Here is an 8758-nt window from a genome sequence, read left to right as displayed (position 1 = left end):
TTGCGGTACTTGGCTCGCTGTGCGTGGCGGTGTTGCTGGCGCGGAGTATTGCCGTGTATCACGGGGATATCGACGGGACGTTCTTTTATACGCAATACCGGATCGATAGCTTGCTGTTCGGTGTGATGCTCGCTGGCTTGTACTGGATGAAGCCGCAGGCGTATCGCGCGATTGCCGAGCGTCGTGGCTTGCTCATTGCGATGGTTGTTGGCGTGGTCGCGTGGCTCGTGTTCGGTACGCGGAATGTGGCGCTGGATCAGAGCATTGGCTACACGATTCAGGCGATCGGGTTCTGCGCGTTGATCGTGCTGACGCTCGAGTATTCGAAGAATACGCGGAAGGCGATGGTGTATCGGGGGATTGGGTGGATCGGCGTGTATTCGTATGGGATCTATCTGTGGCACTCGCTCGCACTTGCTCCTGGCGATATGCTGATCCGCAAGGCCGCTGCTATGCACTTGCCTGCGATTCCTGCCTGGTTTGCCATTATGGCGGCGCAGTTCGCTATTGCTATCGTGGTGGGGTATGTGACTACGCGGGCGGTCGAATTTCCGTTTCTCAAGATTCGCGATGCGCTGTTTCCGGCTAAGCGGAAGCGGGTTGTTGAGGATGTTTCGACTGGGGTTACGCCGCAGGTTTGATGCTTTTTTTGCTGCTGCGGCTGTCTTGCGTTTATGTTCAGTAGCCGCCTCCCCGGCGGGGGGGTAACTTTCTTTGCTGCTGCAAAGAAAGTCACCAAAGAAAGCAGCTTTTTCAACCAGACAGTGCATGTTGAAACGGCAAGTGGATTAATGTTCTCGCTAGGTAACAATAGCGTGCCGCCACGGAGGCCTGCCCGGCCTGTGAGCGAATAGGTACGGGCTCTTTAAGCACCTCTGTTTCTTTAGCAGAGCGGCCCGCGCTCATGCTTCCGGCGTGCGCGCCTTGCGCGCCGCCGGGCGTTGTTCAAAGGAACCCGGCAGAGCACGCAGACAACGCCAAAGCAAGTCACATCGCGATAACGCTATTCGGCCCAACGGCGTTTAGCGCTTCAATTCCCTCAAGCCTCAAAGTAACGGTAGGGCCGAATAGCGTTTGAGCGGTGACGCTTGCTTGTTCGTGATGCTACGCATTCTCTGTGTTTCCCTTATAGACCCCTACGGCGATGGCGCGTGAGCGCCAACTACGCCGCGCTTGTGAGCGCGGACCGCTCTGCTAAGAGAAAAGAGGTTCTTGAATGGTGCGTACCGAGCGCTTGACAGGCCGGGCAGGCCTCCGAGGTGGCGGGCTATTGTTACCTACAGAGCCTATTAATCCACTTGCCGCTTCAAGAGGCAGTGTCCGGTTGAAAAAGCTGCTTTCTTTGATTACTTTCTTTGCAGCAGCAAAGAAAGTGATCCCCCCGCCGGGGAGGCGGCTACTGAACAAATACGCAAGACAAAAGGCAGCAGCAAATAAAACTCAATAGGGCGACTTATAAATATCCCGCCCACGAGCAGCATTAGCATTGCCGCCAGGAGGCTTCAACCCATTAGGCGTAGGATAAACCGCAGCAGCCGCAGCTTGCGGCATCAACAAAGCTTTAGCACCAGCAGCATCACCCCGAGCCGTACGCTTGAGTTGAGCCCCGGCGCCAGGATTGCCAACGTAACCATTCTGCTGAGCAAGCAACTTATCGGTAGGCGTCACACCGGCACCTGTCTGCCCATTGGTAATGGGCCCACGCTGCCCGCCGCGCCCATTGGTCGGCGCCCCATAAGGGTCCGAATAAGTCCGCGGACTGCCGAGCAATTCCATCTCACCGGGCGCACCGCCCCCAGCCTGCCCATTACTCATCGCCGCATCAGCAAAATTTCCGGCATAAGAAACAGGCACAAAAGCCGCAAAAAGCACCGAAAAAACAGCAGCGCATAAAGAATATTTCATCAGTATCTCCAAACGAATTCCGAGAACGCCGAAGGCATAGATTACGCGAACGAAAATGATGCAAATGTGCACCAAACCGCTCTCGCGGACACTCCATCGCATCGTTTCGGTGAAGGCTGTCAGCCTCCTGACGACACGCCACTCGCGCATGAAAACAGCATATGGCCCGCCACCGCCGACTACCGCCAAAACTCTTGCCGAAGCGGCCATTCGTTCAGTAGCGCACGTGTGTGTTGATGCCGTTCGAACATAATCGGCTTACCGTATGGACACCGGCAACCAGGCGCTACACGCGTTTTCCCCGCGAAAGGGTGGACGACAAAGCCTCGATGCCGACGCATCATGCGCATGACAGTAAAGACGAGTATCCGACACGGATGCCGAAAAACCTAAGGCCAACAGCAAGTCTTCCGGAACGCACGTTCAATCGTATGAAAGCACGCGCGCTTGACTAGATCATCCGGTAAGGCGAAGCAACACGATCCAGGCGGGGACCATATGGACAGGATCATCGAAGGGCGTGGCGTCGCAGCAGCCGACAACGGCCGTGACGATGCATCCGCGTCACGCGGACCGAACGCGCACGGCACGCACAGCACGCACAGCACGCAAGGCAAGGTCATCGATCTGTCGCTCGCAGGGCCGGGAAACTTCGTCGCGAAGCGTGGCTTCGTCACCGAACTGATCTGGTTTTTTCTGGAAGCCTGCATTATCAATAACAAGCTGATCCCGGTTTCGTCCGTGCGCGTCGCGCTGTTGAAGGCGTTCGGCGCGCGTATCGGCAAGAACTGCAGAATGCCGCATCCGATTCGCGTCAAAGCGCCGTGGAATCTCGAAGTGGGCGATAACTGCTGGTTCGGTGTCGATGCCTGGATTTATAACCAGACCAATATTCGTATCGGCAATAACGTGTGTATCTCGCAGGGTGCGTTTCTCACCACGGGCTCGCACGATGTCGCCGGCAACATGGATTTGCAGGTGGCACCGATCGTGATCGAAGACGGCGTCTGGATCACATCCAAATGCGTGGTGCAGATGGGCGTGACCATCGGACGCTCGGCGGTCGTGACGCCGATGTCGGTGGTGCATCGTTCGCTGGAGGCGGAAGGCGTGTATGGCGGCAATCCGGTGCGCTTCATCAGAAAACGCTTTCCGGCCTGAAGATTTTCGGTCGCGCGATGGACAAAAGCTTCTGCGTCCAGCGTGTGACATCCGTCATTGCGAGTGTTGTTCGAATGCTTGATGCATCGCGCAACGTTCGCCATGACGCATACAGACGACGCGCCTCGCGTGATGCTTCAAGCTCGCTCAGACATTGCAGCAGTCGTTGCAGAAAACGAGCCGGAAGACGCGGGGTTTTCGTGGACCGAAAGAAACGAGTGATGCCGCTAAGGAGGCGGTGAAGCTGAACCGGCGCTCTGCTTCATGCGAGATTCATACGAGGATCGTAGGAGGCGAAAAGGCAGAGCACCGTCGGGACCGATCGCAGCCGTTGCAGCGTGAAGCGCCATCGAGGACATCGGCGCTTCAGGCGCGACTTGAACGACGGATGCGACATTTGGATCATGGGGTCTAAAGCGCGGTGAAGCGTGAACGACGACACCGCTCAGGCACGGCATAAGAGGGAGTACGGGGCATGTTCATTGACAGCCGAAGCGTGGAAGAAGGCAAAGTCATCGAGACCACGGTTTGCATCATCGGGGCCGGCGTGGCGGGCATCACCATGGCGCTCGAGATGGAGAAGCAAGGGATCGACGCGATTCTGCTCGAAAGCGGCGGGTACAAAGCCGATCCGGAAACGCGCGACTTGTATCGCGGTGAAAACGTCGGCGTGCCGTACGAATTCGCCGATGGCTGCCGCAGCCGTTTTCTCGGCGGCAGCAGCAATTGCTGGGGCGGCTGGTGCCGTCCGCTGGATCCGTGGGACTTCGAGAAGCGCGATTGGGTAGCCGACAGCGGCTGGCCCTTCGGCCTCGACGAACTGCGCCCGTTCTATGCACGCACGCATCAACTGCTGCAACTGGGCGAGAACAATTTCGATCCGGCGTATTGGGAAGCGGCGATTCATCGCCCGGACGTGCGCCGGCATCCGTTCACCAGCGGCCGCGTGCGCGACACGATCTCGCAATTCAGCCCGCCGGTGCGATTCGGCAAGGTGTATCGCGATCAACTGCTCGGCGCGAAGAGCGTGCGCGTGTTCCTCTACGCCAACGCGTTGAACATCGATACCGACGCCGATGCACGCAACGTGACGAAGGTGGATATCGCCACGCTCACCGGCCGCCGTTTCGCGATCCGCGCGAAGCAGTTCGTGCTGGCGACCGGTGGTATCGAGAATGCGCGGTTGTTGCTGTCGTCGAACAAGGTGCAGAAGGCGGGTCTGGGTAACGGCAACGATCTGGTCGGCCGCTACTTCATGGACCATCCGCGCATCATGTCGGCGAAGGTGAACTTCAAGAAGGAATGGGCGCGCAACAAGCTTTACGATATCAAGTATCACTATCAGAACAAGGCGGTCTCGGCGCACGGCACGTTCATCTCGTCGCAGTTCGCGCTGACGCAATCGGTGCTGGAAAAAGAGAAGCTGCTGAACGCGCGTTCGTGGTTCTATTCCGTGTTCCGCGGTGAAAACACCGAAGGCGCCGAAGCGCTGATTCGCGCCAAGCAGGCCGTGCTCGGCAAGGATCAGCCGGGCTATTCCATGACAGGCGATGTCTTCACCATGCTCGCGCATCCGGTTGATACGGCGTGCTTCGGTCTTGCCCGCTTGTTGCAGCCGCGTCCGCTGATTACGGAAGTGAAGATTCAGACCATCGTGGAAGCGGAGCCGAATCGCGACAGCCGTGTGACGTTGTCGGCGAAGAAGGATGCGCTGGGCCTGAATCGCGTGATCGTGGACTGGCAGGTGACCGAACTGGTCAAGCGCACCTTCGATCGCACCGTCGCGCACATCGCCGATGAACTGAAGCGCGGCGGCGTGGCCGACGTGGAGCTCGACGAGCCGCTCGAAGGCAAGCCGTGGCCCGCGCAACTGGAAGGCACGTGGCATCACATGGGCACCACGCGCATGCACGATTCCGACAAGCAGGGCGTGGTCGATCGCAACCTGAAAGTGCATGGCATGGGCAATCTGTACGTGGCGGGCAGCTCGGTGTTTCCGACCGTCGGCGCGAACTTCCCGACCATCACGATCGCCGCGCTTACGCTGCGTCTCGCATCGCATCTCGGCCGCGTAATCAAGGGCGATGATGCGACGACGACGCTGGTGGCATCGTCCGGTCTGCCGCTCAAGAGCGATACATCGGAAAGCCTGCCGATGGCCGCATCCGCGATGCATATGCCGGGGGATCTGGCCTTGCAGATGGGGAAGAAGTAGGGCAGCACAGAAGCAGAAAAAAGCGCCGCCGGATCGAAAGACCGGCGGCGCTTTTCTGTGTCGGCACGGCCCGCATCGATATAATCGCCGTCCGACCTCCGCTTCTGGTATTCACCCGTGAAAACGCTCATCGCCTCCGCACTCGTGCTGTCCATGCTCGCCGCGTGCTCGTCCGTCGACAAGGAAAAGCAGAAGGAAACCGCCTTCACGCATTCGGAGCAATCGCTGGAAATGGCGCAGCGCAGCGCGACCATCGCCTGTGCCGATGCCGCGCAGTGCGATGCCATCTGGAAGTTGACTAAGCCGTATGTCGAGCAGAGTTCGAAAGAAAAGCTCACGCGCGCCGACGACGCCGTGATCCAGACCGACGTGCCTTACGACTCCGGCAAGCCCGTGTTTTCAGCCACGCGCACGACGAATGCGAGCGGCACGACCATCGCGCTGTATGCGCAGTGCCGCGACATGTACGGGCCGGAGCGCGCACGCGGCTCCGACTACGACAATTGCGCGGAAAAGATTCTGAGGGTGCAGAACGGCTACGCGGACTACCTGCGTTCGCATCTGCCGCAGCAATAAGCCAAACGCCCGGCGCTTATCGTTTTGCCGATGCCGGCATCGCGCCGCGCGGAAAGCGTGCGTCGTGCGTGCCGCCGGTTTCGCGCAGCACGCGCAGCAGATCGCGCGACATGGCATCGACGTGAAAGCGGTTGGTGAAGGTGGCGAGCGCTTGTTCGCGCATCGCGTTCGTGGCGTTCGGGTCCATCTTCAGCCAGGACGTCAGCGCTTCGATCGTGCCTTCCAGCGTATCCGCCGCAACGATCCCCGCGCCGTCTTCCTTCACTTCGCGCCAGATATTCACCTTGTCGGAGATCAGCACCGGCAGACACGATCCCAACGCTTCCGCCACCGCAATCCCGAAGTTCTCCTGATGCGAGGGCAGCGCGAATACATCGCTGGTGCGGAATGCGCCCCACTTGAGGTCGCCGGTGAGCATGCCCGTCCACGTCGTCCGGTCTTCGATACCCAACTCTTTGGTCATCGCGCGCAATTGCGTGGCGTATTCGCTGTCGTCGGGACCGGCCATGACGAGATGCGCGTTGGCATCGAGATCGCGCACGGCGGCAAAGGCTTTGAGCAACAGATCGCAGCCTTTCTTCTCGTGAATGCGGCCGAGAAACAGAATCGCGCGCTTGGCCGTAAGTTGCGGATACTTCGATAAAAACGCTTCGCGCAAGGCCGCCGAATCTTCCGGAGGCTGACGCGTACCGAACGCCACCACTTCCTCTTTCGCGCGATACAGCCAGAACGATTCGCGCGCCAGCAGCCGTTCCTCTTGCGTGGTGAAGAGCACGCGGCGCGCATCGCGCAGGACGCGATATTCGGCCCACGGCCAATACAGCCACTTCTTCAGATGCTTGAGCGGATAAGTGCGCTTGAACCACGGATCGAGCATGCCGTGCGGGAAGACGTAATAAGGCACGCCGCCGCCACGCAGCGCTTTCCACGCGCCGTAGCTCTGGTATTGCCAGAGACCATTGACGATCACGGCATCGAAACGTGAGGCATGTTGCTGCAACCACGGCACGAGCGCCGGGCAATGACCGTAAAACCCGCGCGATGGTCCGAGTGCGTGCAAGGGAAGAGCGAACGTAGCGATATACGGCGCGTCCGGCGCATCGAGCGATACGACTTCGATTTCATGCCCCATCGCCTGCATATTGAGGCCGCTTTGCAGGACGCTTTCGGTCGCGCCGCCCGCACGCGGATCGACGGAGGGAAGCAGATGCAGGATCTTCATGGCGTCAACTCACGCCGTCGGCGCAAGCGAACTCGCACCGGGCGGCTGCTCACGATGGTCATGCGACAAACCAGGCGCATGCGCGGCGTGTGCGGGCAGGACTTCGGGCATCGGTTCGTCGTGCGGACGGAAATCCGGATTCACGCCGTAGTAAGGCCGGCGGAACGAACGGCGCGACACACCCGCTTCGGCGGCACGCGTACGCATGGCATGCGCGATCCGCGCAAACGCGGCGACCAGCAGACCCAGCGCGACGCCGAACACGATGCCCGAGAAGCGATTACCCAGCGGATTGCCGCCCACCGACGTCGCCGGCAGCGATGCCACCACCAGCAGCGCACGTCCCAGCACCGGCAGATACAGCACGTCCGGCGCAGCTTGCCGCCACGCGCGATAGGCCATCGAACCGCGCCACAGCGCCCAGAGAATCGCCAGCGGCAGGGCGAGGCCGAACATCAGACCGCCCGCGAAGAACTGATAGACCCAGAAGTTGTGACCCGCGGCCCATTCCTTGATCGCGTAGAAGTCCTTCTTGGAGAACTGACCGGCGAGATCGGGCAAGTAGTACGGCGAGTAGCGATAGTCGTGTCCGTAACCCTGTCCGACTGCGATGGACAGCGGCGTCGACATGGTCTGATCGTACTGATCCTTCATTTCCGCGAGACGCGTGATGGTGGTCGGATCGCGGCCCGCTTCGGTGTTCTTGGCGAACTCCATGCGCTGCGCCCAGTGATCCAGCACGCCGGGAAAGAACGCGGCCGCACCGACGACCATGGCGCCGAGCAGCGCGGCGACGGCGACGGCGCGTAGCCCCGAGGTGAACAAATGTTTGATCGACGGCGAAGCGAGCCAGGTTGCGTATGCAAACAGCAGCACCGTGCCGACCAGCAGACTACGCGTCACCGACAGCAGTTCGATCACGATGGTCGCAAGAAACAGCAGCACCGTGAATTTCGTAATGCGCTTGGCGACGACGAATTCGTGCAGCAGCAAGCCCTGCAAACACAGGAACGTGACCGACACGATCCGGAAGCGCACGTCGGCCAGTCCGCCGCCGGAAGTCGCCATACCGTAGCCGAAACTGAAAATGAGCGAGGCGATCATCGACCAGTACATGGCCTTTTCGATCTGTTCGAGGCGCTGCGAGTCCCACGGACGGCACGCGACGAAATAGCCGAGCAGCATCAGCAGGAACGGCAGGATCACGCGCATGTAGTTGCCGGAGTCGTTGCCCTGCAACACTTGCGTGGCGACGCTGCCGAGCATCGTCAGAAGAAACAGCGACGTAATGGCGGTACGCAGACGCGAGCGCTGCGCGAAACGCGGTCCGATCAGCAGCAGCGCGACGGCTGCGCCCATCGAAGGCACGGTAAGGAGAATCTGGATGGCCTTGCTGGCCGTTTCCGCGCCCTTGAAGTCGAACGCGAGCGGAAGAATGAATAGCCAGATCCAGATAGCGGCGAACTTATTGCGCATGGCGTTCTCTTTAGATCGCAAAGCTCAGTCGATTTTTCATCGCGGCTCTAATTAAATAGCCGCTGCATCCCAGGCGATGGTGACCGCGCGTCGTTGGTCTTTTTCTGACGGATGACGCTGCGTGCGGTTGCCTTGGGAGCCCCGTATTTGTGGGTCGAATATATCAGCGGCTTTTTGAGCGTGCCTTCGCGGCGGCGTTTATC

Annotated in this window: 7 protein-coding genes; 4 read left to right on the top strand and 3 right to left on the bottom strand. The window is 59.9% G+C overall.

Features of this window, described 5'->3' with window-relative positions:
* A partial coding sequence (locus P7F28_RS30590) for an acyltransferase family protein (protein WP_368860385.1) occupies positions 1-641 on the top strand: 641 nt, incomplete at its 5' end.
* A 799-nt stretch (positions 642-1440) separates the two neighbouring features.
* On the opposite strand, the gene P7F28_RS30585 is transcribed toward P7F28_RS30590, so the two are convergent.
* Positions 1441-2115, bottom strand: a complete 675-nt coding sequence (locus tag P7F28_RS30585; RefSeq protein ID WP_277188883.1) for a hypothetical protein — start codon at positions 2113-2115, stop codon at positions 1441-1443.
* A 288-nt stretch (positions 2116-2403) separates the two neighbouring features.
* On the opposite strand from P7F28_RS30585, the gene P7F28_RS30580 reads away from it, so the two are divergent.
* The 3 genes from P7F28_RS30580 to P7F28_RS30570 all read left to right on the top strand — a co-directional run bounded on the left by P7F28_RS30580 (position 2404) and on the right by P7F28_RS30570 (position 5857).
* Positions 2404-3066 carry a DapH/DapD/GlmU-related protein gene (locus tag P7F28_RS30580; RefSeq protein WP_277188882.1) on the top strand — a complete coding sequence of 221 codons (663 nt, stop codon included), beginning with the start codon at positions 2404-2406 and terminating at the stop codon, positions 3064-3066.
* 475 nt (positions 3067-3541) lie between these two features.
* Positions 3542-5281, top strand: a complete 1740-nt coding sequence (locus P7F28_RS30575) for a GMC oxidoreductase (protein WP_277188881.1) — start codon at positions 3542-3544, stop codon at positions 5279-5281.
* A 117-nt stretch (positions 5282-5398) separates the two neighbouring features.
* On the top strand, positions 5399-5857 hold the full coding sequence (locus P7F28_RS30570; protein WP_277188880.1) for a hypothetical protein: 459 nt from the start codon (positions 5399-5401) through the stop codon (positions 5855-5857).
* 16 nt (positions 5858-5873) lie between these two features.
* Here P7F28_RS30570 and P7F28_RS30565 read toward each other — a convergent pair whose 3' ends face one another.
* Together P7F28_RS30565 and P7F28_RS30560 are read right to left on the bottom strand one after the other, a co-directional pair.
* Positions 5874-7079, bottom strand: coding sequence for a glycosyltransferase (locus tag P7F28_RS30565; protein WP_277188879.1), 1206 nt, complete (start codon positions 7077-7079; stop codon positions 5874-5876).
* A 9-nt stretch (positions 7080-7088) separates the two neighbouring features.
* On the bottom strand, positions 7089-8555 hold the full coding sequence (locus P7F28_RS30560) for a hypothetical protein (protein WP_277188878.1): 1467 nt from the start codon (positions 8553-8555) through the stop codon (positions 7089-7091).
* Positions 8556-8758 lie beyond the last annotated feature (203 nt).

Origin of the sequence: Caballeronia sp. BR00000012568055 (genome assembly GCF_029439455.1) — a bacterium.
GTDB lineage: Bacteria > Pseudomonadota > Gammaproteobacteria > Burkholderiales > Burkholderiaceae > Caballeronia.
The sequence above is the reverse complement of the archived record's forward strand: the minus strand, read 5'-3'. Positions and strand labels throughout refer to the sequence as shown.

Coding starts and splice junctions, on each gene's coding strand:
- P7F28_RS30585 (WP_277188883.1), bottom strand. CDS start 2,115: ATGGCCGCTTCGGCAAGAGTTTTGGCGGTAGTCGGCGGTGGCGGGCCA.
- P7F28_RS30580 (WP_277188882.1), top strand. CDS start 2,404: ATGGACAGGATCATCGAAGGGCGTGGCGTCGCAGCAGCCGACAACGGC.
- P7F28_RS30575 (WP_277188881.1), top strand. CDS start 3,542: ATGTTCATTGACAGCCGAAGCGTGGAAGAAGGCAAAGTCATCGAGACC.
- P7F28_RS30565 (WP_277188879.1), bottom strand. CDS start 7,079: ATGAAGATCCTGCATCTGCTTCCCTCCGTCGATCCGCGTGCGGGCGGC.
- P7F28_RS30560 (WP_277188878.1), bottom strand. CDS start 8,555: ATGCGCAATAAGTTCGCCGCTATCTGGATCTGGCTATTCATTCTTCCG.